The organism is Lysinibacillus sp. 10T31 (assembly GCF_056394365.1).
On sequence record NZ_JBFTHS010000132.1, the window covers coordinates 1 to 1,467 of the forward strand.

General features: G+C 36.3%; 1 protein-coding gene. It reads right to left on the minus strand.

The features are described from left to right. Positions 1-38: 38 nt before the first annotated feature. A protein-coding gene (locus AC1DCY_RS27105; RefSeq protein ID WP_477355770.1) for an IS3 family transposase occupies positions 39-1,372 on the minus strand; the annotation gives its coding sequence in 2 pieces (ribosomal slippage) (positions 39-991 and positions 991-1,372; 1,335 coding nt in all). Between the last annotated feature and the right edge of the window lie 95 nt (positions 1,373-1,467).

Here is a 1,467-nt window from a genome sequence, read left to right on the forward strand (position 1 = left end):
TAAAGTGTACCCTTTGTAAAGGACATTTTGAAAAAAAGCTAGGCGACTTTTTGAAGCTGCTGTCTGTATTTTGCAGGCGGCAGCTTTTTCAAGTTCCATTGCCCTCGATAATGGTTGTAATACATCATATAACTTTTCACTTCTCGTTTTACTTCTTCTAATGTTTCGCACGCTTTCAGATTGGTTTCATCTTTAAAATGACCGAAGAATGATTCTTGAGGGGCGTTATCCCAACAGTTTCCTCGGCGTGACATAGATTGCCCTAGTCCCATTTTCTTCACAAGTTTTTGGAATTTTGGATTCGTATAATGGAATCCTTGATCTGAATGAATAAATGCATCTTTCGTTAAATGGTGGTGATTTCGATTCAATTTACGAAGAGTATTGAGCGCGATATCCATACTTAATGAAGCAGATACTTCATACGCTAAAATTTCGTTTGTCTCAGCGTCCTTAATCGTTGATAAGTAAGCACGTTTGCCGTTTCCGTACGGTAAATACGTGATATCTGTTAATAATACTTTTCCTGCTACACCTTGTTTAAAGTTACGCTGTAATTCATTTGGACATGTACGATGTTCTTTTGTCGCTTTGGCCATTCTACGTGCYGGATTCGCTTTTCGAATTGGGCATACAATCTCGAATTTCTTCATAATACGACGAATACGTTTTAAGTTATACGTTATCCCATATTGATTTTCTAACGTCATTTTAATTTGACGTGTACCTTTCCTACGTCCTCGGAAATGATACGCTTTTAAAATGATTTCTTTGACGGCTTCATCTGCTAACTCATGGGTTGCACGCTTTTGTGCTGATTTTTCTGTGAAATAATTATAGTAACCTGAACGAGATACGCCCATGATTTCACATAGATAGGTTACTAAACGTTTTAGTTTATATTTTTGAATCGTTTTACTGATTAAATCAAATTTTAATTCTGTTGGGATTGTTATTTCTTCTTTAACATCTGCCTTTCGAGTAGATCGAGCTTTTTTAAAAGTTCATTCTCCGCTTGTAATAATCGATTTTTCGCTTCTAATCGTGCAATTTTTTCTTCAAAACTTAATTCCCGTTCTATTGGACGACCTGAATTCGCTTTCCGTGTATCTTGTAGACCCGCTACTCCAGTTGTACGATAAGCTGCACGCCAACGCTTTCCCGCTGAACTAATGCGCTTCAAACCAATCAGTTCAACATCTAAACCYGCCTCTTCAAAAATCGTTCTTGGGAGTTTTCCTTTTTCATTTTCTGCGATAAAATGGCGTTTGAATTCCTCAGTATAAGTAATCGCTTTATCACTAATAGCTTGGACATTAGGATTACAGTTTAGTTGTTCTTGCTCTTTTTTAGTAAATAATCTTTTCGTCATTTCATTTCGCTCCGACATCTTTTTTCTCATTATAAACAAAAGTACCCTATAGGATAGACTTTTTTCAAAGTGTCTATCTTATAGGGTACAGTTTA